The organism is Clostridium bowmanii (assembly GCF_018861315.1).
GTDB lineage: Bacteria > Bacillota > Clostridia > Clostridiales > Clostridiaceae > Clostridium_AD > Clostridium_AD bowmanii.
On the sequence record NZ_JAHLDL010000041.1, the window covers coordinates 16,846 to 39,101 of the forward strand.

Here is a 22,256-nt window from a genome sequence, read left to right on the forward strand (position 1 = left end):
TAAATTATAAGTTATAATAATATATAAAAGAGGTGTATTTAAATGAATCAATGTATTTTTTCAGGAAGTTACTCTAAGGATGATGTGATATTTCTTCTTAAAGACATATCAAACCTTATAGTAGAACAAGATAACGAATTTAGAGAAAATGCTATACAAAGTGGTACCCATTATTCTGAAATGCTCCCCATAGAATATATTCCTTCAAAAGAATACATGGATATTTTCTATAGTACCCTACAAGGATCAAAAACTAAACTAGCTTATCTAGTTTCTATATTAAGCGAGAAAATTATAGCTGACAGAGGGAAAAAACTTGTTTTGGTTTCTCTTGCTAGAGCCGGTACTCCTATTGGCATATTAATTAAAAGATATATACAGTTTAAATATGATATATGTATCCCGCATTACAGTATTTCTATAATACGTGATAAAGGCATAGATAAAAACGCACTTGCCCATATATTAAAATATCACGACGCATCTGAAATACAATTCATTGATGGATGGACAGGAAAAGGGGTTATTCAACATACCTTAACAAAAGCTTGCAAGGAGCTTTATAAAGATTTTAATATAAGCCTTAATTCAAACCTAGCAGTACTATCTGATCCCGCTCACTGCACCCTTATCTATGGTACAAGAGAGGATTTTTTAATTCCAAGTGCTTGTCTTAATTCTACAGTTTCAGGGCTGGTAAGTAGGACTGTACTTAATGATAAATATATTAGCAGTACTGATTTTCATGGTACCAAGTTCTATAGTGAATTAAAATCAGTGGATGTTTCTAATCTGTATATAGATGAAATATGTAACTGTTTTAAAGACATAGATGAGACTTATCTATCTGAGTTATTATGCACACAAGATATTGCAGAGGCTGCTGCTGATATCGAGTTTGATAATAATTTATTAAACTGCAAAGGCCTACGTGATATTGAAAGTATAAAAAATATATTTAACATTAATAACATTAATCTTATAAAGCCAGGAATTGGCGAAACAACAAGAGTTCTCCTAAGAAGAATACCTTGGAAAATACTAGTTGATTCCCTTAAAAATCCTAATTTAAAGCACATATTTAAGTTAGCAGAGGAAAAGAATATCCCTGTAGAAATTTATACCGATATGTGTTATTCCTGCTGTGGCATTATTAAATCAAAAGAAAAAGAAGATATGTAAAAAGTAATCAAAGGATGTGTTTTTATGATATTTGCCTCAGACCTTGATAGCACCCTTATATATTCCTCAAGGCATTGTAACCTTATTAATGAAGAAGAGCTCCTTCCTGTGGATTTCTATAATAATAATAACTGCAGTTTTATTACTAAACCTATACAGGATAAACTAGAACATATAAATGAGTCTATGCTTTTTATACCAGTAACCACAAGATCCCCAGAGCAGTATTCACGAATGAAATATTTTTACGATGTACTAAAGCCGAAGTATGCAGTTGTAGCCAATGGAGGCATAATCCTTAGGCATGGCAATGCGCTCAAGGCTTGGTCAGATATAAGTTCTGCTAAGCTTAATAAAATTATATCTACTAAAACTATGATAAAATTATGCAGCTTCTTTTTAGAAAGTAACTTCGTTAAATCCTATAAAACCTGTGAAGATTTATTTATATACTCCATTTTGGATGAGGACAAACTAGCTAGTAACTTTTCAAAGGGAGACAGCTCTTTAGATTATTTTCAAATATTACGTAGCTTTTGTGCAAAGTATAATTATAATCTATCAAAGCAAGGAAAAAAGGTATATATAGTACCTAATTGTATAAACAAATATGATCCTATAAACTATATAATGAAACTCGAAAATATAGATATATACATATCTGCTGGTGATTCATTACTGGACTACCCTATGATCCAGCATTCAAATTATGGAATAGTGCCTTCCCATGGAGAATTGCTAAAAACACTTTCTTTGCAACCCCTTAGTGACTCTGTATATACTACAAAAACATCTGGTATATTTGCAGGTGAAGAAATTTTAGATGTAGTGCATTCAAAGTTCCATGAAATTAAAGACTTTTCACAGTGTAAAACATATTCCTACATTGGTTAAGCTCTAAAACCTAGTTTAAAAAGTAAAAATCCACATTATTGATTTTACACAATAATGTGGATTTTTATATAATTATAATGATAATCTATTAAGCTGCTGCTTTTTCCTCCGACTCCGATTCCATTTGTTGTTCTTTTTTTGAAAAAGGCTTCATAATTAATTTCCCAATTTCATTTACCACTATTATAAGTGAAGATAAGATAATTATCTTTAACCACATAGTAGCACTTAAAGACACAGCATTAAAAAATTTGGAAAATACTTCCGTTACAATTATTTGTACTACTGCTGTACCTGAAATTATCTTTAAGAATATAGTGTTTTTTGTAATGTTAGGGAATATGCTATCTGTGCCAAATTCTCTACAGTTAAAGGCATTAAATAATGCACTAAAAGCAAATAATGCAAATAATACTGTCTGCATTTGGTTCGGTCCTGTAACTCCTTCTTTTGGGAATCCCGCTCCTAATATGTCAAATTTCATCTGCACCATGATAACTAAAGTTATATATATAGCATTGGAAATCATGCTTTTCATCATTTGTTTAGTTATAATACTGGCATTTCTATTTGTAGGCCTTCTATTTAAGACAGCATCTCTTACTGGTTCTAGTCCTAGTGATAGCGCTGGTGGTCCATCCATTATAATGTTTACCCATAAGAGTTGTATTGTAGTGAATGGCATTTGAAAGTCAAATACTACCGATAAAATAGCTGTTAAAAATGCAATTATATTTACAGTTATCTGGAATTGTATAAATCTTTGGAAGTTTTCATAAATACCTCTTCCCCATTTAATTCCCTTTACAATAGTTCCAAAACTATCATCTGTTAAAATTATATCTGCTGCATTTTTACTAACTTCTGTTCCAGCTATACCCATAGCTATACCTACATCTGCTTTTGTAAGCGCTGGGGCATCATTTATTCCATCTCCAGTTACTGCAACTACCTCTCCAATATTTTGAAGCGCAATAACTATTCTCATTTTTGTATCAGGTTTTGAACGTGCTACTATTGAAATAGTAGTTATTTCATCTTTAAGTTCCGCGTCTGATAATGTATCTATATAAGTAGCCTCTACTGCCCTATTAGCACCACCTAGCAAGCCTAATTCTTCACCTATAGCAATAGCTGTATTAATGTTATCTCCTGTAAGCATTTTTGTGGCAACCCCTGCATGTCTAGCAGTTTCTATTGCTTCTTTAACATCAAGTCTTAGTGGATCTCTTATTCCTACGAAACCTGTAAACACTAAGTCATCTTCTAAAGTTCCTTGCTCGGATGCCATAGCTACTTCACCACTTATATTGCCATATGCAAAACCAAGTACTCGCATAGATTTTTTCTGAAGTACTTCAATTTCATCTAATATCTCACGTCTTCTAGCTGCATCTAGTTCTTTTTCAATACAATTAATATGTTCATATTTACATAATTCTAGAATGATTTCTGGGGCTCCCTTTGTTAAAACTGTGGAACCTTCCTCTTCTTCTATAACAGTACTCATTCTCTTACTTTTTGAACTAAATGGTATTTGATGAGCTATTGTTGCATTTTGTCTTTCTTGTACATAATCACAAGCATCATTATATAAAAGAAGAGCACATTCTGTGGCACTACCTAAATATTTAACTTCTGAATCATCCTTTTCGATGTCTGCTGTTGAATTTACAAGGCAGTTATCAATAAAGTAGTTATTGCTATCGCTTAGTTCATCTCGTCCTCTGAATTTACCATTTAAATAAACTTTTTCTACAGTCATTCTATTTTGAGTAAGTGTACCCGTTTTATCTGAACATATTACACTTACAGATCCTATTGTTTCACATGCTTCTTTTTTAGTAACAAGTGCATTTATCTTAGCCATTTTCTGCATAGTAATTGCAAGTGTCATATTTATCATTGTTGGAAGTCCTTCTGGAACAGCTGCAACAATTAAGGCTACACATACAACAAAAGCAGTTTTTATAGGTTCAACAGACTGTAAAAATGCAAATATACCGGAAGTATCTGCTGTTATGGTCTTTGCTAAGACCATTTTTATAATCATAACTATAAATAATACAGAAGCTATAGCACTTGAAACCTTTGAAATCTTACCACCTAAATCTCCAAGTTTTGCTTGAAGTGGTGTTTGCATATCACTATCTTCAAGATTTTTAGCTATTTCTCCCATTTCAGAACTATCTCCTGTAGAAGTAACTACAAAGCTAGCTCTACCATAAGCAACAAGTGTTCCTCCGAAAACCATATTCAGTTGTTTTGCTGGAATAGGGTCTTGTACAATATTTTTATCTTTAGATTTTATATTTTCCATTTCTATTATAACTTGGTCATCTTTGCTTACATCCTCTGATTCTCCAGTAAGCATATCTTCTCTAACCATTAAATCTATGCTGCTTACAAGTCTTCCATCTGCTGGAACCATATCACCAGTCTCAATTAAAACTATATCACCTGGTACCAAATCATTTTTATTTACTTGAATAATTTTTCCATCACGTGTTACTTTTACCTCTATATTTTCTGTCATTTTTGAAAGTGCATCTGCAGCCTTTTGTGATTTTCCCTCTGTAAATATTCCTATGCCAATTCCTATTGCTACGGCACATACTATACCAATAGCATCTTGGCCTTCCCCTACTAGTGCACTAATTACAGCTGCCACTAATAGTATTATCATCATAGGCTCCATTATTGCTTCCTTAATACTATCCCACATAGATCCTCTTTCTTGTTTAGTAAATTCATTAGGACCATATTTTTCTAGTCTCGCTTTAATCTCCGAACTGGGTAATCCAGTACTGATATCAACTTTAAGCTCATCTAAAACCTTCGAGCTCTGCTCATTAAAATATTTCATATTATCCACCCTTCAGTAATTTGTAGAATTTTCTTTTAAACTAAAATATAGAAAATGATGGACATATCATTTTCTACACTAGTAAATTTGTTTATAAATATATAGCTATATTAATCTATAATTCATTAAACTCTATTGGTATTTTTTTGCCATTTCGTTTAATCCAGCAGAAGCATCGCCCTCGCCCACTGCTATAAATTTCCATTCTCCGTTGTTGCGATAAATTTCAGCAACATATAAACCAGTTTTTCCAGAATACTCTTCTGTTAAGTTAAAACGAAGCATTTCTTTGTTGTCCGATATATTTACCAAGCGTATAAAAGCATTTTCTATCATACCAAAATGTTGTTTGCGTTGAATTGCAGAATAAATATTAACCACAAAAACTAACTTGGCTATATTTTGTGGTACCATCGATAGGTCCACCATGATTTGCTCGTCATCACCATCTCCGTTACCAGTAAGATTATCTCCCATATGCTGAATGCTACCACATTTACTTTTTAGATTTCCAAAATAAACTATATTTTCTTTTGATTTTAGTTTATCATTTGCATCTAACATAAACACAGAAGCATCACAATCTATCTCTGCTTGAGTACCTCCAAATAAGCCTCCAAGCAATCCCTTGGATTTTTGTTTTACTGGATCCCATCCAAGTCCAACCATTGTCTTTTTTAGACCTGGGTTATCTTTTGTTAAACTTATTCTTTGACCCTTTTGTAAATTTATACCCATTTTACCCATCTCCTTTAAATATATAGTGCACTAATTTACACTCTTAATTTAAATATTATATTGTTTTACGCATCAAGGCCATAATTTTTACAAAGAGCTGACAATCCGCCTTGAAAACCACTTCCAGTTGCACTAAATTTCCATTCTCCATTGTTACGATATATTTCGCAAAATACCAACGCAGTTTCTACTGAAAAATCTTCTGATAAATCATACCTTATTATTTCTTCATTAGTTTCTTCATTTACTACCCTAACAAAAGCATTAGAAATCTGGCCAAAATTTTGCGCACGAGCTATTGCATCATGTATAGTAACTGTAATTGCAATTTTCTCAATATCTTTAGGTACTTTAGAAAATTCAACGATTAGTTGTTCATCATCGCCGTCTCCTTCTCCAGTTCTATTATCACCAGTATGTATAACTCCACCTGATGAATGTACTAAATTATTATAAAATATAAAATCTAGATCATTATTGGTTTTTCCATTTGCACCTACTAAAAAAGCTGAGGCATCTAAATCAAATTCGGCCCCACCTGAATATTTATTTGTATCCCAACCTAGTCCTATAATTGCTTTCTTTAAACTTGGGTTAGTCTTTGTTAAATCAATCTTTTGACCTTTACTTAAGTTAATTGTCATGGTTATACCCCCTGTTAGTCATCATCTTCGATGAAGTTAGTCATCATTTTCAATGATGCTAGTCTACACTAATTCCAAAATTACTACAAAGTGCACTTAATCCGCCTTCAAAACCACTTCCTACAGCACTAAACTTCCATTCTCCATTATTACGGTATAATTCAGCTACAACTACTGCAGTTTCAACACTGTAATCTTCACTCAAATCATATCTTATTAATTCTTCATTACTAGTTTCATCTACAATTCTTATAAATGCATTAGACACTTGTCCAAAGTTTTGAGCTCTTTCAGCAGCTTCATGAATTGTTACAGTAAAATTGATTTTTTCAACAGATGCTGGTACTTTACTGAGTTCAATTCTAATTTGCTCATCGTCACCCTCACCCTCACCAGTCTTGTTATCTCCTAAGTGATTTACAGATCCTGCTGCATCTTTCGGATTGTTATAAAAAATAAAATCATTATCAGATGATACTCTTCCATTTGGTCCAACAAGGAAAGCCGCTGCATCTAGATCAAAAGCTGCTCCTCCATCATACTTATTAGTATCCCACCCAAGTCCAACAATAACACTAACAAGGCCTGGATTAGTCTTTGTTAAATCCACCTTTTGACCTTTTTTTAAACTAATTGCCATAATAAATTCCTCCTCAAAACCACTAAAGTGGCTATATTAAACTTTTACAATATATTATATAGTACCTAAACAACTCATCATACTTTAAAAAAATAAACATTATATTATTAATCATTTCCAAAAATACAGACAATAATCATTTTATCTAAGCATTTATGAAAAAAACCTTATTTTAGTATAAATTACACAAAATAATTTAACTAGAATAAAGCAACACTCATTAATCCTATTATAACATCATTCGTGACTAAACAGTAGGATATGCAGACAAATATCCTTGACTTTTTTGTATATTTTTAGTGAACAACTAAATATTAAGGCTATTAATTCTAGCATAACAGCTTTTTTCACCATAAATATACAATCTATACGATAAAAAGACATTTTGAGTATAGTGAGTCGACTATAGTATATTTTTATTTATAAGCTCTTTAATGTTGCTTTAAATAATAGTTACTATATAATATATATTATATAGCATATACAATAATATAGGACGGAAGTGTTAAAGTGAACTTATCAACTATTAAAAACCTTTTAAAAGATGATCATAAACCTAAATTTATGGCATTAGACTTCATAAAATATATCGGACCTGGACTCCTTGTAACTGTAGGATTTATAGACCCAGGAAACTGGGCAGCAAATGTTTCTGCTGGCGCCAGTTATGGATATACTCTACTTTGGATGGTAACCCTATCAACTATTATGCTAATTGTTCTTCAGCATAATGCCGCCCATCTTGGAATTGTTACAGGTAATTGCATAGCAGAAGCCTCCACTGCCACCTTAAAACCAAAACTTAATAAAATAGTGCTTGGCTCTGCTGTTTTGGCTGCAGTATCTACTGCTCTTGCAGAACTTCTTGGTGGCGCTATTGCTTTAAACATGTTATTTGGTATACCCATAAAACTAGGAACAGTATTAGTTCTAAGTTTAATTTTATGGATGCTATTTACAAATTCTTATAAAAAACTAGAAAAATGGATTATTGGCTTTGTCTCTATAATAGGAATATCTTTTATATTCGAACTAAGCCTTGTACACATTGAATGGGGAAAAGCAATGATAAGCTGGGTGAAGCCCTCTATTCCTATAGGGTCTATTCCAATAATAATGAGTGTTCTAGGAGCCGTTGTAATGCCCCATAATTTATTTCTACACTCTGAAATAATCCAAAGTCGTCAGTGGAATTTAAAAGATGAAACAATTATTAAAAAGCAATTAAAATATGAATTTATGGATACTTTTTTTTCAATGATAGTTGGCTGGGCTATAAATAGTTCAATGATACTTATCGCAGCCGCTACTTTCTTTACACAAAAAGTTAATGTTACAGAGCTTAGTCAAGCTCAGCAAATGTTAACCCCTTTACTTGGAAATACTGCCTCCGTGGTGTTCGCCTTGGCTCTATTATTTGCCGGAATTTCATCATCAGTTACTGCAGGTATGGCTGGCGGAAGTATTTTCGCCGGAATATTTGGTGAACCTTATGATATTACGGATATTCATACCAAACTTGGGGTAGGAATCACCTTAGTTGGAGCTGCCGTAGTTATATTTTTTATAACAGAACCTTTTAAAGGTCTCATCTACTCACAAATGCTCTTAAGTGTACAACTTCCTATAACTATATTCCTTCAAATATATTTAACTTCCTCTAAAAAAGTTATGGGCAAGTATGCAAATACTACATTTGATAAATTTACACTTTGGATTATTGGACTTATAGTAACTGGACTTAACATAATGCTGTTATTAAGCTATATATTATAATTTTACTTAATCTACAAAAGGGAATTGGGTGCAATATAATATGTGCCTAGTTCTCTTTTTCATTTACAAAAACTTCTGTTTTTTTATTTTAAAAGATATGAAATTATCTTCTTTGTAATATACATAAGTAATTACTGTAATTAAACTTTATCACAGAAAAATAGACAAGCTCATAAGTTAGTTACTTATTGTATATACTTTTGATAAGGAGGGTATTAAAATGCCAAAAAAAGAGATGATAGCTATGATTCTGGCGGGTGGAAAAGGTAGTAGGCTTAAAATGCTTACTAAAAATACGGCAAAACCTTCAATACCAACCACTCGCTTTAAATTCTCATATAGGAGTAGGTGCTCCTTGGGATTTAGATAGAAATTGTGGCGGCGTTACACTGCTTCCCCCTTATCTGCATGAATCTGGAGGAGACTGGTATAAAGGCACTGCAAATGCAATTTATCAAAATGCAAATTTTATAGACTCCTATGACCCCGAATATGTACTTATTCTCTCTGGAGACTATATTTATAAAATGGATTATTCAAAAATGCTGAACTTCCATAAATATAAATCCGCTGATGCAACTATTGCAGTAATTGAAGTCTCAATAGAAGACGCATCTAGATTTGGAATAATGAATACTACATCTGATAATAAAATATATGAATTTCAAGAAAAACCACAGAATCCCAAAAACAATATGGCCTCTATGGGTGTATATATTTTTAATTGGAAATTCCTTAAGAATTTTCTAAAAGATGATGAAAACGATAAGCACTCTAATAATGATTTTGGGAAAAACATTATACCTGCTATGCTTAAAAACGAAAAAAAACTATATGCTTATCCTTTTAAAGGCTATTGGAAAGATGTCGGTACAATTAAAAGCCTTTGGGAAGCAAATATGGATTTAATAGATGACAATAATGAACTAAATATACATGATCCAGCTTGGAAAATATATTCCATAAATCCTACAAATCCCGCTCAATATATAGGTCCCAAAGCAAAAGTTACTAATTCATTAGTAGTGGAAGGTTGTATTGTTCTAGGGGAAGTTAATAATTCAGTTTTATTTCAAGGAGTTACAGTTGGAAAAAACTCTAAAATATCAAATTCCGTTATAATGCCTAATACTAAAATATCCGATAATGTTATTATAGATAAAGCTATAATTGGTAATAATGTTATCATAAGAGGTCATTCTCTTATAGGTATATCTGATGACATAACTCTTATTGCAGAAGGAACTGAAATTAAAGCTAATTCGGTTATAAGATGAGGTGATTAAATGCTTAATAATTATATGGGTATATTAAACTTAAATGAAAATGAAACGAACATAATAAGTCTTACTAAAGATAGGCCACTGGCTTCTATTCCCATAGCTGCTAGGTATAGAATTATAGATTTTGCATTATCTAATATGGTTAATTCCGGGCTTAAAAATATTGGTGTTTTTACTCAAAGTAAAGCTCGTTCACTAGTGGATCATTTAGGATCAGGTAAACCTTGGGATTTAGACAGAAGACTTAATGGGCTGTTTGTATTTAATTTTGGAATTGCAAACACATCTTTAAATGATGCAGAAATGCTTAGAAATAATATGGAGTATTTATATAGAAGCAAGGAAGAAAATGTGATTCTTTCCTCCTCTTATATGTTAGGAAATATAGATTATGCCGCAGCTGTAACCTATCATGAAGAAAAACATCAGGATATAACTATAATATACAAAAATATCAATATAGGGATAAAAAATTTTATAAATATGATGTATTAATTCAATAAGTGCCTACTATAAAGCCAATATGAGCATGCTAAACTTGAAAGCAACTAAAGAATTATTTTTTAAAAATGGTCCTATTTATACAAAAATTATAGATGAACCTCCTACTAAGTATTCCCATGAAAGCAAAGTGAAAAATTCCATAATTGCTGATGGCTGCGTTATAGAAGGAAGCATTGAAAATAGTATTATTTCAAGAGGCGTTAAAGTTCATAGTGGAGCCGAAATCAAAGACAGTATTATCCTTCAAAATTGTGAAATCAGAGAAAATTCTAAACTTTTCAATGTTATTATGGATAAAGATGTAATTTTAGATAAGGACAAACAACTTATTGGTGATGAAGAATTCCCACTAGTAATTGAAAAGAGAGCCTTATTTTAAATATAGCAGCAGTAACATTACACGTTACTGCTGCTAATTAATTTTATATAAGTTCTTTAAGTAAATTTATTGTATCCTCTACATCCTTCATAGAAACCATTTCTGATATAGAATGTGTATCTCTACACGGAATTGAAAGCACTCCTGTCCTTATTCCACCATGATTTTTTACTTTCCTGCTCACTCATAAAATGTGGTGGCTTAATTCCTATAATGCCAAGCCTCTTTTATTTCTTATCATTATCTTTATTATTATCATTATTTCTATTTATGCTTTCTGATGATATGTCCTTTTTTTGAAGTTTATCTTCTAATTTAAAATCTTTTTCTTTACTTATATTAGGTAAGCTTTCTATATAAACACTTTTACTTTCGAAGGACATTGTAATTTCTTCACTCTGCAAAATTTCCACTATTCTAAAATTAACATCCTCTTTTATTTTGAAATATTCATCAAAATCTGGTGTATCAGTAAAGAAACATACTAAGATATCTAAACTAGTGGCATTAAATTTATCAAACCTTACAAGAATACCTTCCTTACTAACTTGTGGATGCTCTTCTAACATATGTTGTATATTACCCACACAAGTTTCTAGTTTTTTTCTAGAGGTTTTATAAGTTAGTTGTAAATTAAAACTAACTCTTCGTTTGCCTCTTCTGCTAAAATTGACTACAGCTTCATTCGTCAATTTTGAATTCGGCACTATTATTAAGGATTGATCAACTGCTCTTATTTTAGTAGTTCTAAAAGAAATATCCTCTATGCTACCTTCTAATGAGTCATTACTAACCCAATCTCCAATAGTGAAAGGTTTATCTAATATTATAAAAATACCTGCAATAATATTCGCTGCTGCATCTTTAGCTGCTAGTGCAAAAGCAAGTCCTCCTAGGCCAAGCCCTGCAACAAAACCTTGAATATTATATCCCCATTTTTCAGCAATTATAGTAATAGCTAATGCTACCACTATTAATCTTAATGCCTTTGACATAAATGGAAATAATATTTTATCTACTTTTATGTCATAAGCTTTATGCATCCTTTCAAATAATACAGAAGATTCACCAGTGAGATTATTTGTTCCCCACGTAATTAGAATTATTATAGCAGTGCTAAAAACCTTATCTATAGTTATTAAACTAATTGGAATTCCTGCCAAAGTTAGAATTTTAAATGCAAAATAAAATCCCAATACCTCAAAAAAATTAGTTACTGGTTTTTGAAAAGCCTCTACTATTTTTGTATCTGCATTAAACTTTGTTTTATTAACGAGTCTCATTATTAGTTTAAATACATATTTTGCAAATACCTTTTTTAATAATACAAATAATGCAAAAACCGCAATAGCCATCCCTATATATTTAAATTTATAAGATTGTATATCAGTAAAAACATATTGTATTCTGTTTTCCACAAAAAAATCAACTATAAATTGAAACAAAACATCACTCTCCTTTTTTTCTTATGTTTATATCTATAATCATTTTAAGCTAATTAGGTTATTTTCTCAATGGATTATATAAGAAATAAGGTATTTTATTAATATATTCATATACTAACACACAAATACTCGTTGACAATAATTACAATACCGTATATACTGTTTATATAGTATATATACACCATGCACAAAGGAGTCAATTATGAATATAATAATTTCTAATTCATCACAGCATCCAATTTATGAGCAAATATCAACTCAAATTAAAACTGCCATTATGAAGGACGAACTTTCTGCGGGAGATGCACTACCTTCTATAAGAAGTTTAGCAAAAGAGCTTCAAATAAGTGTTATAACCACTAAGAGGTCTTATGAAGAACTTGAAAAAGATGGTTTTTTAGAAACTGTCCCTGGGAAAGGATCCTATGTCTCTGGTCAAAACAAAGACCTAATAAGAGAAAAAAGACTTACAGCTATAGATGAAAAGCTTACGGAAGTCGTGACTGAGGGCAAACTTTTGAATTTAAGTTTAGAAGATTTACAATGTATGCTCCAACTTTTGTACACAGAAGATAATTAATCTCTAATGTAATTAAAACGGGGAATCTGTACATAATTATTGCGTTTCACAAAATAATTAGGGGGAATAAATATGGATAATATTTTAGAAATAAAAAATCTTCAAAAATCCTATAAGAATTTTACTTTAGACAATCTATCTTTTAATGTTAAAAGAGGCTCTGTGATGGGATTTATAGGCCCAAATGGATCTGGAAAGAGTACTACCATAAAACTTATAATGAATCTTATTAAAAAAGACAGTGGTGACATAAATGTTTTTGGACTAGATAATTTAAAGTACAATAAAGAAATTAAGCAAAAAATAGGTTTTGTTTATGATGAAAACTATTTCTATGAAGAATTAAACATCATAGAAATGAAAAATATCCTCCGGCCTTTCTATAAAAGCTGGAATGACATACTCTTTGAAAAATATATTAAAGATTTTGAACTTCCTAAAAAAAATAAAATAAAGACCCTATCAAAGGGAATGAAAATGAAGTTTTCTCTAGCGGTAGCTCTTTGTCATAATGCTCAGCTTATTATAATGGATGAACCCACATCTGGTCTTGATCCAGTATTTAGAAGTGAACTTTTAGATATTTTCTATAATATAATTCAGGACGAAAATGTAAGTATATTCTTTTCAACTCACATAACTACTGACCTTGAAAAGATAGCAGATTATATTACTTTTATCAATAAAGGCAAATTAGTTTTCTCTCAGACTAAAGACGAAATTATTGATAATTACGGACTAGTCAAGGGAAGCAAAGAGCTTTTAGACAATGACACTAGACGTGAATTTGTAAGTATAAAAGAAAATGATTATGGATTTGAGGCTTTAACAAAGGACATTACTAAAGCTAGAAAGATATTTACGGGTAGTGGTATTATCGAAAAGGCATCTCTTGAAGATATTCTGGTGTATTCAGTTAGGGGGAATATTTAGTGTTTAATTTGGTAATAAAAGATATAGCTATTCAGAAAAAGACCTTATTATATGCTCTTCTTTATGCTATTATTGCACCAATTGCTTTTTTTTCCATGGCTCCCAATGGATTCGGTTTATATGTGTTGCCACCTATGGCAACTACATATATATTCATAAGTTTAGCTGTAAGCTATGATGAAAAAAACAAAAGTGAAATTGTAATAAATAGTTTGCCTATTAAAAGAGTGGATATTGTTATATCAAAATATATCTCAGTATTTGTATTTGCAACTATAGGCATTATCTATTCAATATTAATTGGATTTATAGGTAAATTTACTGGCCTTCAAGTATTTGCTATGTCAATCTCACTTTTGGATATTGTTTTAGTTTTTACATCTGTATGTATATTCAGTTCTATATTTTTTCCTGTATATTTTAAATTTGGTTACATAAAAATGAATTTTTTTAACGTTATACTGGCTATGGTAGTTATCTTCTTACCATCGATAGCTATTAGCTATGCAATTGAAAATCCAAATAGCATTTTTGTTCAGAAAATTAATTATTTTTTAAGTAACACTTCTAGTTTTACACAAAACTCTTTAGCTCTGTTGATTGGCTTAATTTTCTTTTTAATTTCTCTAATAATATCTATACGGATATATAAAAATAAGGAATTTTAAACTCAATAAATTGGAGGTCTTTTTAGTGAAAAGCAATAAATTCTTAAAATTTACACGTGACAATTTTCATATCTACAAAAACAGTTGTACTATGTTTCTTTGGGTATTATCAGCGATACTTAATATATTAGGAAATACATTTGGTATGATATATTTAGTTCTTGCATTCTTGCCAATTGTTGCATTGGCAATACTTTTAACTAATGAAAGAAAAAACACTGATTTACAATAAATAGAAAAACAAAATCAGCTTGTCATAAATTAACAAGCTGATTTTCTATCTACCTTATTATTTTTTATATGTCCAAAGTGTATGCCTTTATACTCAAGAAAATATGTTTTTTTATCTCCTTTTTCCAAAGTATCACCAAAATCTATGCATTCTTCATTAAATCTATAAAAAAATGAAGTTAATTTTTCTAAGTTTTTATCTGCTGGTTTATAAGTTGGATCAAATACGTATGCAGCTCTATAGTATTTACAGGCCATAGATTCATCCCCTCTATACTCTGAAACAATTCCTAATAAATTGAACACTTCAGCTGAAGGTGAATTTTCAATAATATCTGCACTCAGATAGTTAATTGCTAAATCACATCTATTTGACTTTATTGCTCTAATTGCTTTGTTTATATTACTTTGAAAAAAATTTTCTTCATTTATATTTGTTAACATAGTTTCACCTCAAGTTACCCTTTCTCTTTATCTTTGATAATTATATATTATCAAATTCACTATGCATTTGCTATTAAGATAGTATAAAGATAAATGCTCCCATATAAAGATTATGTTAAGATTTTATATTATTCATCAACTAAGCGATATCCGACTCCAACCTCAGTTATTATATACTTCGGTTGTGCAGGGTCCTTCTCTATTTTCCTTCTTATATTAGCCATAAATACCCTAAGAGACTGTGAATCATTATCAAGATAATTCCCCCAAATCTCATCAACTATGTATTTATGAGTTAAAACCCGCCCTGCATATTTAGACATTAACTCTATTAACTTATACTCCATTGGTGTTAAATGTATTTCACTATCTGAAATTGTGACTTTGCGTTTTTCAAAATCTATCTTTAAATCCTTGACCACAAATGCTGACTGCACCTTATCTTGTGAATTACTATCCACATTGAAATGTCTAAGTGCAACCCTAATTCTAGCTGAAAGCTCTGCCACACTAAAAGGCTTAGTCAAATAATCATCTGCACCCCTATCTAGGGCTTCAACCTTTTCTCTTTCATGTCCCCGTGCTGAAACAACTATAATCATAGCTTTTGTTGACTCTCTTACTTCTTCAATAACATCAAGTCCATCCATATCAGGGAGTCCTAGGTCTAAAATTATTATATCTGGATTAAGGGAACTAGTAAGTGTTATAGCCGCCTTACCAAATTCAGTTTCAATACACTTATATCCCTGTGCCTCAAGCGAAACTTTCATAAATTTTTTAATAGGTTTATCATCTTCAACTATTAAAATCAAAGGCTTTGTATCCATTTTCATCGCTCCTTATTACTGGTAAACTAAATTTAAAAGTCGCTCCACCAGAAGAGTTATTAAATGCTTCTATAGTTCCACCATGTGCTTCAATAATAGACTTACAAATAGCCAATCCTAGTCCTATACCTCGTTTTTCTAAGCAATCACCCCTAGTCTTAGTATAAAACCTATCAAAAATAGCCCTTATATCTGCTTTTGGTATGCCTTTTCCGTTGTCTGATACCTGAAAAACCACATTTTCTTCGCTTTCTGTGACTTTAACTTCTATAATAGAATCACTTTGTGTATACTTTATGGCATTATCTATTAAATTAATAAGAACTTGTTCTATTAACAATCCATCTACAAATAGTATAACCATATTTCCCGGTAAATCAGTTACGACATTATGATTGCCTGAAAACCTTCTAACTCTAGATATAGATTCAGCTATAATTTCTTCAACAACCTCTACATCCTTCTTAATTTCAAGCTTGCCTTCATCTATTCTTGTCATGCTCAATATATTTTCAACTGAATGTATAAGCCAGCTTGTATCCTCATATATGATAGCAAGAAGCTCTTTTTTTGTATCATTATCAAGTAAATCATAATTATCAGTAATAGTAGAAACAGACCCTAATATTCCTGTTAATGGAGTTCTTAAATCATGGGAAATAGATCTTAAAAGGTTACCCCTAAGCCTTTCTGTCTCGGTCTCTAAATTTATCTGTCTTTTCTTTTCATATAAATCTTCTCTCTCAATAGCTAACGCAATTTGTGTAGAAACTGACTCTAAAAGAATCTTTTCATTTTTTGATAATGTATTTTCATCTAGACATGCTATCCCAATAATTCCAAGAACCTCATTTTGTCCTTTAATAGGGTGATAATGTCCAACACAATCCATATAAATTTCAGCTTCAACACCCACTGATTTACCCGTTTTGAAACATTTCTCAATTGCTAGAGCCTCTACATCTGACTTAAATATCTCATTATTATCCTCTCCATTAACCGCATAATCACATGGCTTTTGTAAATTATTTTTATAATCTAATATAGCTATCATAATAGTCCTATTAAACATATCGACTAAATTGTCCTCGCAATATTCAACCACTTGTTTCTTATTTCTTGCTATAAGCAATGATTTATTAATTTTATATAAAATTTGCATCCTATTCTCACGTATTAAAGATATCCTAGCTTGCGCCTTAACTCTTGAAGTTAAGGTACTAGTAATAATTGCGGCTATGAGCATAATAATAAAAGTTACTGGATAATCCGCTCTATAAGCTAAAAAACTATAGTATGGTATAGTAAAGAAAAAGTTAAAGGATAGTACACCAATCACCGCAGCCAAAATACCGTAAACATATCCATCAGTATATCTTGACACAAATAATACTCCCAAAATAAATACTATCATTACATTCGACTCATGTAATCCTATTTTCCTAAATAACAGAGATAAAAGAATAGATAAAATCATAATAACTATTGTTTTAAATACATTTTCAATTATCCTTTTTATCAAATTTTCATCTCCTTTTTATATTTAAAATTATAATATGATAGTTTTATTTTATATCTTAGTAAAATAGTTTATTTTGAAGTGCTTTTAGCAAATTTTATATATGTTAAAATTAATGCAAGAGTGATGAGTGTTAATAGTATTGCAATATTTTTTTTATTTTTGCTTATAGGAATTATTACCTTTCCACCAACATCTATAACCTTAATCGATAGAGCATGTACATCCATATCTCCGCCATGCTCTATACATGCTCTATTAAAAATCCCAACTACCTCTACTGTATCTCCCTTATATCCATATTTTCCTAAGTTCTTTATGCTTTTTTCCTGTTCACTTTCTAACCATATTCCCATAGCTGTATTTCCATCACTTATGTTTACCCATGAATATTTTCCTCTATTCATAGCCTCTCCAATAGCTTCACCCTTTAGTATGATTTTATCCTTATCAATGGATTTACTATTTTCAATTAAATCGTTAAAATTACTATAATCCTTTGCCTCACAATTTATATAAAAAGAAAAAACTAATATACATATTAATATTAATGTTTTATAAGTCTTAACCATAATTTCTTAATGCCTCCAAATGTAGCTCCTATTAGTACAAATACAGAGATAAATTCTAATCTCCCTAAATACATTGCAATTATATAATAAATCTTCAATGCCGCTGGCATTGATGGAGTAGTAACACCAATAGATAATCCTACATTCCCTGTGACCGATGCAGCTTCAAAAGCAGAACTAAGCACTGGATACCCATAATAGGTTCCCATAGCTGTCCCAATAAAAAATAAAATTATATAACATATTATTATTAGGTAAGCAGATTTCACCATTCCATCGTCTAAAATAATTTCTTTTATATGATGAAACTTAAATACCTTTATTTTTCTATCAGAATTCAGCAATTTATCTATTTCTGCAATTATACTTTTAAAAACCAAGCCCACCCTGAGTCCCTTAAATCCACCTGCTGTAGAGCAAGCTGAGCCACCTATGAGCATAGCTATTATTAGCATAACCACCGGGAAATCTCCCCACTCAGTAGCAAACTGCCGTGCATAAAGATTTCCAAACCCTGTAGTTGTATGTGCAGATAATACATTATATACCCCTTTTCTAAAAACTGATATACCATTACTATATACACCTGAATTTGTTAATTTTAGTGCTGTAAAAAAAGAGATAATTAATGCCGTAATAAAAAAACTTTGTGTTTCAATATTCTTGAACACTTCTTTTTTATTACCCTGCCATACAGCATAATGTAATGCAAAATTCAAAGAACCAATAACGAATAAAATCATTGTTAATAGTTCATAGGAAAGACTATGATAATACAAAATATTTTGAGACATTGGCGCAAATCCACCTGTACTCCAGGCAGACATAAAAATAAATAGTCCATGAAAAAAAGCAGTTACAGGCGTTAATCCTATAAATATTCCATTAATCCATAGCATAATTGTGCCTATGATTAAATATACAATACTTATTTTCCATATAATTCTTGCTGTATTTTTCACATTGGGAACAAGCTCAACGTCCTTACCTTCACCAACATACATTTTATAAGCTCCTAATGTATGATTTACCATAAAACTTAAAGCGAGTACAACCATACCTTGCCCACCAACAAAGGTAATAATGTGTCTCCACATATTTAGTCCCATTGAAAGATGGTCAAGATCTTGAGTAAGAACAAGTCCTGTGGTTGTAAATCCACTCATAACATCAAATATTGCATCTAAAAAAGATCTAGTGTTCCCGCTAAGCGCGTATGGCACTGCACATAACAAAGTTAATATAACCCATGAACTAGATGCAATAATTAAGCCATGCTTCCATTGTACCTTTACACTATCAATTTTACTTCTACCTGTAAACATAAGAATTATGCCTAAGCTAAGAGCTATACTTATACTAATAATAAAATCTAAAAGTGTACTCCATTCCTTAAACATTAATGAAGTAACTATTGGTATAAACATTAAAATTGCAGTAGCCATTATTACATATCCTACATAAAAATTTATTATTTTAAAATCATCAAAGTTTTTTACTATTTTTTTCATTACTTCACCTTGCCAAAATCATATTAATGCCATATAGTACAAATAAAAATATTAATGTATATCCTATCTCTGTAATTACTCCACCTATAATCTTTTTGCTTGTCATATTATTTAACCTCCAATTATAGATTTCTCTACATCTTTCTTTCTATTCGTATTGATTATGATAAGGACTTTATCCCCTTCTATTATATCTTCGTTGCCTCTTGGAAAAATAACTTTCTCACATCTTACTATTGATATTATTAAGCATTCCTTAGGCAACTTTAACTGCTCTACAGATTTACCTATCCATGCACTTTTTTTATCTATTTTCGCTTCAACTAATACCATTTCGCCACTATTTATGCTTTCTATTACTTGTAGCGGTTCACTGTTAAATTCTCCCTCTATCAAATTACAAATTACTTGTGTGCTACATACAGTCTTATCTACTCCTAGTGCCTTAAATATTGCTGTATTTTTAGGATTGTTAATTCTTGCTATGGTCTCATTAATATTAAAATTCACTTTAGCCATCTGACAAATAACTAAATTTTCCTCATCTTTTCCAGTTACTGCAGCCACTACGTCAGCTTCCTCTATATTTGCATCTTTTAGTACTTCAACATCAGAACCATCTCCACATATTACATCTACATTAAGTTCCTCAGCAATCTTTTTACAAGTTGTTGAATTTTTTTCTATTAATGTAACGTTATGCTTTTTCTCTATCAATGCTTTAACAAGATAGTAACCTACTTTTCCTCCACCAACTACTACTGCCCTCATATAAGCTTCTCCTTCATTATTGCCTTTACTAACTTTTCTTTATTCACCTTATTTATGCTGCAAATTATTTGATCTCCCTTTTCTAATATTTGATCTTTATTTGGTATAGAGTATTCTCCATTTCTTAAAATTGCACATATCCTACAGTTAAATTTATCTTCTATTTCTGAAATAGTGTCAAATTTTAGTTTGTTTATTGTAATCTCTTCTATAGATATATCATTACACAATATTAATTTTGTATCTAAATTTTTATCTATTATTTTGTTTTTAATCATATTTATACTTACTTCCGTTGGACTTATAGTTTGTAATCCTAGTTTTCTATAAATAAATTCTCTTGAAGGGTCAAAAATTCTAGCTATTACACTAGGTACATTAAATATATCTTTTGCAATTTGACTAGCCATAATATTTATATTGTCAGCTGGAGTCATAGCTAAAAATAGATCTGCCTTATCTATTCCTGCTTCCATTAATATATCATTATCTATTTCCACACCTTTAATTTTAATTCCATTAAACCCACTTCTAAGACGCTCCAGATTTTCTGCATACTTATCCACTATTACCACATCGTGGCCGTCATTAGACAATTCCATAGCAAGTCCACTTCCTAATCTACCGCACCCTATTATTACAATATACATATCATATTCTCCTTGCTTAAATTTCTTTTAAAAACAATACCAAATGCTAATTTAATACTATATGCATATTTTAAGCAATTATAGGGCATAACGCAACTTTGCCTATTTGTTCTTAAAATCATTCTCCTATTCGTTATATGCGATTTAAGAAATATAGCAATGACATTCTTTGTTTATACTCATTATGCTTCATTTTTCTAATAGTATTGGTCCAAAATTGAGCATATAAATTCTAAACTCTTCATTTGGGTTGCTTATAACTTGAAAATATCTTATACTTATATATAAATCTTAAAGTGTTTGCTGTAATTCCAGATACTAATAGTCAGAATTTTAAACCTATGTATTTAATAATATAATTTTTAATTGAGGAAAGAAGATGTACTATGAAAAGAGTTTTAGTTGTAGATGATACAAAAAATATTCGAACATTACTAGGTATTTACCTTAAACTAAAGGGGTTTGAAGTTTTGTTGGCTACTAATGGTACCGAAGCACTATCCATAATTGATACTGAGCCTGTGGATTTAATATTTTTGGATATTAAAATGCCCGAAATAAGTGGAACAGAAGTTTTAAAGAGAATTAGAGCTAAAGGAATAAATGCTCCTGTTGTAATTATGACAGCTTTTGCTACTGTTAAAAATGCGGTTGATTGTACTAAGCTTGGTGCAATTACTTATTTACAGAAACCTTTTACTACCGATAAGATTAAAACTATTATTGATGAAATGATGACAGAAGAAGATCCCTCCACCAAAAATATTGAATACCAACTAATGATTATTAAACAATTAATAACTGAGAATAACCTAAAAAAAGCATTGGATACACTTAAAGTAGTTTTATCTACTGATCCAAACACTCCTGAAATTTATGAATTAATATCTATAGTATATAGTAAACAAGGGGATTTAAGGAAAGCTGAAATATTTCATAATATGGCCCAGCAATGGAAATGAAAAAAGCACTTCATAAAGAAGTGCTTTTTTGGTGGCTTACCGGGGAATCGAACCCCGGACACCATGATTAAAAGTCATGTGCTCTACCAACTGAGCTAGTAAACCATGTAAACCTAGCGATGACCTACTCTCCCACAAAGTTACCCCTGCAGTACCATTAGCGCATTGAAGCTTAACCTACCTGTTCGGTATGGGAAGGGGTGTTACCTTCATGCCATAATCACTAGATTGAGA

The 22,256-nt window shown here is 30.9% G+C and carries 23 protein-coding genes, 1 tRNA gene, 1 rRNA gene and 1 pseudogene; 11 read left to right on the plus strand and 15 right to left on the minus strand.

Going from position 1 to position 22,256, the window contains the following annotated elements:
- Window positions 1–42: 42 nt before the first annotated feature.
- Window positions 43–1,182, plus strand: a complete 1,140-nt coding sequence (locus KPL51_RS19930; RefSeq protein WP_216165578.1) for a cysteine protease StiP family protein — start codon at window positions 43–45, stop codon at window positions 1,180–1,182.
- 24 nt (window positions 1,183–1,206) lie between these two features.
- Complete coding sequence (locus KPL51_RS19935) at window positions 1,207–2,076, plus strand: HAD hydrolase family protein (protein WP_216165580.1); 870 nt, start codon at window positions 1,207–1,209, stop codon at window positions 2,074–2,076.
- Between the two features lie 88 nt (window positions 2,077–2,164).
- On the opposite strand, the gene KPL51_RS19940 is transcribed toward KPL51_RS19935, so the two are convergent.
- The 4 genes from KPL51_RS19940 to KPL51_RS19955 all read right to left on the minus strand — a co-directional run bounded on the left by KPL51_RS19940 (window position 2,165) and on the right by KPL51_RS19955 (window position 6,964).
- Entirely contained in the window at window positions 2,165–4,942 is a 2,778-nt protein-coding gene (locus tag KPL51_RS19940; RefSeq protein WP_216165583.1) for a calcium-translocating P-type ATPase, PMCA-type, read from the minus strand.
- A gap of 132 nt (window positions 4,943–5,074) precedes the next feature.
- Entirely contained in the window at window positions 5,075–5,680 is a 606-nt protein-coding gene (locus KPL51_RS19945; RefSeq protein WP_216165585.1) for a TerD family protein, read from the minus strand.
- A gap of 65 nt (window positions 5,681–5,745) precedes the next feature.
- Complete coding sequence (locus KPL51_RS19950; protein WP_216165587.1) at window positions 5,746–6,324, minus strand: TerD family protein; 579 nt, start codon at window positions 6,322–6,324, stop codon at window positions 5,746–5,748.
- 58 nt (window positions 6,325–6,382) lie between these two features.
- Window positions 6,383–6,964: a TerD family protein gene (locus KPL51_RS19955; protein WP_216165589.1), complete on the minus strand. Its 582-nt coding sequence runs from the start codon at window positions 6,962–6,964 to the stop codon at window positions 6,383–6,385.
- Window positions 6,965–7,528: 564 nt separating this feature from the next.
- On the opposite strand from KPL51_RS19955, the gene KPL51_RS19960 reads away from it, so the two are divergent.
- The 4 genes and pseudogenes from KPL51_RS19960 to KPL51_RS24655 all read left to right on the plus strand — a co-directional run bounded on the left by KPL51_RS19960 (window position 7,529) and on the right by KPL51_RS24655 (window position 10,906).
- Window positions 7,529–8,740 carry an Nramp family divalent metal transporter gene (locus tag KPL51_RS19960; protein ID WP_216165621.1) on the plus strand — a complete coding sequence of 404 codons (1,212 nt, stop codon included), beginning with the start codon at window positions 7,529–7,531 and terminating at the stop codon, window positions 8,738–8,740.
- Between the two features lie 220 nt (window positions 8,741–8,960).
- Window positions 8,961–10,017 (plus strand): annotated as a pseudogene (locus tag KPL51_RS19965) (glucose-1-phosphate adenylyltransferase).
- A 9-nt stretch (window positions 10,018–10,026) separates the two neighbouring features.
- The gene (locus tag KPL51_RS24650; RefSeq protein ID WP_446681743.1) at window positions 10,027–10,518 is read left to right on the plus strand and encodes a sugar phosphate nucleotidyltransferase; all 492 of its coding nucleotides are present in this window, start codon (window positions 10,027–10,029) and stop codon (window positions 10,516–10,518) included.
- Window positions 10,519–10,561: 43 nt separating this feature from the next.
- Complete coding sequence (locus KPL51_RS24655) at window positions 10,562–10,906, plus strand: GlgC family sugar phosphate nucleotidyltransferase (protein WP_446681744.1); 345 nt, start codon at window positions 10,562–10,564, stop codon at window positions 10,904–10,906.
- 43 nt (window positions 10,907–10,949) lie between these two features.
- Here KPL51_RS24655 and KPL51_RS23730 read toward each other — a convergent pair whose 3' ends face one another.
- Both KPL51_RS23730 and KPL51_RS19980 read right to left on the minus strand, forming a co-directional pair.
- Window positions 10,950–11,090, minus strand: a complete 141-nt coding sequence (locus KPL51_RS23730; RefSeq protein WP_216165591.1) for a hypothetical protein — start codon at window positions 11,088–11,090, stop codon at window positions 10,950–10,952.
- A gap of 43 nt (window positions 11,091–11,133) precedes the next feature.
- A complete protein-coding gene (locus KPL51_RS19980; protein ID WP_216165593.1) occupies window positions 11,134–12,351 on the minus strand; it encodes a mechanosensitive ion channel family protein in 1,218 nt (405 codons plus the stop codon).
- Window positions 12,352–12,553: 202 nt separating this feature from the next.
- Here KPL51_RS19980 and KPL51_RS19985 point away from each other — a divergent pair, with 202 nt between their 5' ends.
- From KPL51_RS19985 to KPL51_RS20000, 4 genes are all read left to right on the plus strand, one after another.
- A complete protein-coding gene (locus tag KPL51_RS19985; protein ID WP_216165595.1) occupies window positions 12,554–12,931 on the plus strand; it encodes a GntR family transcriptional regulator in 378 nt (125 codons plus the stop codon).
- Between the two features lie 72 nt (window positions 12,932–13,003).
- Window positions 13,004–13,864, plus strand: a complete 861-nt coding sequence (locus KPL51_RS19990; RefSeq protein WP_216165598.1) for an ABC transporter ATP-binding protein — start codon at window positions 13,004–13,006, stop codon at window positions 13,862–13,864.
- Window positions 13,864–14,532 carry an ABC-2 transporter permease gene (locus KPL51_RS19995; RefSeq protein WP_216165600.1) on the plus strand — a complete coding sequence of 223 codons (669 nt, stop codon included), beginning with the start codon at window positions 13,864–13,866 and terminating at the stop codon, window positions 14,530–14,532. Before KPL51_RS19990 ends, KPL51_RS19995 begins: the two co-directional genes overlap by 1 nt.
- Before the next feature lie 25 nt (window positions 14,533–14,557).
- Window positions 14,558–14,764 (plus strand): hypothetical protein, encoded by a 207-nt coding sequence (locus tag KPL51_RS20000; protein ID WP_216165602.1) that lies wholly within the window; start codon window positions 14,558–14,560, stop codon window positions 14,762–14,764.
- A gap of 29 nt (window positions 14,765–14,793) precedes the next feature.
- On the opposite strand, the gene KPL51_RS20005 is transcribed toward KPL51_RS20000, so the two are convergent.
- The 7 genes from KPL51_RS20005 to KPL51_RS20035 all read right to left on the minus strand — a co-directional run bounded on the left by KPL51_RS20005 (window position 14,794) and on the right by KPL51_RS20035 (window position 21,060).
- Window positions 14,794–15,207, minus strand: coding sequence for a tetratricopeptide repeat protein (locus tag KPL51_RS20005; protein WP_216165604.1), 414 nt, complete (start codon window positions 15,205–15,207; stop codon window positions 14,794–14,796).
- 128 nt (window positions 15,208–15,335) lie between these two features.
- Window positions 15,336–16,037, minus strand: coding sequence for a response regulator (locus KPL51_RS20010; protein WP_216165606.1), 702 nt, complete (start codon window positions 16,035–16,037; stop codon window positions 15,336–15,338).
- Window positions 16,006–17,559 carry an ATP-binding protein gene (locus KPL51_RS20015; RefSeq protein ID WP_224854558.1) on the minus strand — a complete coding sequence of 518 codons (1,554 nt, stop codon included), beginning with the start codon at window positions 17,557–17,559 and terminating at the stop codon, window positions 16,006–16,008. The genes KPL51_RS20010 and KPL51_RS20015 overlap by 32 nt, the downstream gene beginning before the upstream one ends.
- Before the next feature lie 68 nt (window positions 17,560–17,627).
- On the minus strand, window positions 17,628–18,128 hold the full coding sequence (locus KPL51_RS20020) for a hypothetical protein (RefSeq protein WP_216165609.1): 501 nt from the start codon (window positions 18,126–18,128) through the stop codon (window positions 17,628–17,630).
- On the minus strand, window positions 18,104–19,639 hold the full coding sequence (locus KPL51_RS20025) for a TrkH family potassium uptake protein (protein WP_216165611.1): 1,536 nt from the start codon (window positions 19,637–19,639) through the stop codon (window positions 18,104–18,106). The genes KPL51_RS20020 and KPL51_RS20025 overlap by 25 nt, the downstream gene beginning before the upstream one ends.
- Window positions 19,640–19,750: 111 nt before the next feature.
- Window positions 19,751–20,410 carry a potassium channel family protein gene (locus KPL51_RS20030; RefSeq protein WP_216165613.1) on the minus strand — a complete coding sequence of 220 codons (660 nt, stop codon included), beginning with the start codon at window positions 20,408–20,410 and terminating at the stop codon, window positions 19,751–19,753.
- Window positions 20,407–21,060 (minus strand): potassium channel family protein, encoded by a 654-nt coding sequence (locus KPL51_RS20035; protein ID WP_216165615.1) that lies wholly within the window; start codon window positions 21,058–21,060, stop codon window positions 20,407–20,409. Before KPL51_RS20035 ends, KPL51_RS20030 begins: the two co-directional genes overlap by 4 nt.
- Before the next feature lie 386 nt (window positions 21,061–21,446).
- Between KPL51_RS20035 and KPL51_RS20040 the strand changes: the two genes are divergently transcribed.
- Window positions 21,447–22,022 (plus strand): response regulator, encoded by a 576-nt coding sequence (locus KPL51_RS20040; RefSeq protein ID WP_216165617.1) that lies wholly within the window; start codon window positions 21,447–21,449, stop codon window positions 22,020–22,022.
- Between the two features lie 29 nt (window positions 22,023–22,051).
- Here KPL51_RS20040 and KPL51_RS20045 read toward each other — a convergent pair.
- Window positions 22,052–22,127: transfer RNA gene (locus KPL51_RS20045), tRNA-Lys, on the minus strand.
- A gap of 6 nt (window positions 22,128–22,133) precedes the next feature.
- Window positions 22,134–22,250 (minus strand): 5S ribosomal RNA (gene rrf, locus KPL51_RS20050).
- Window positions 22,251–22,256: the final 6 nt, after the last annotated feature.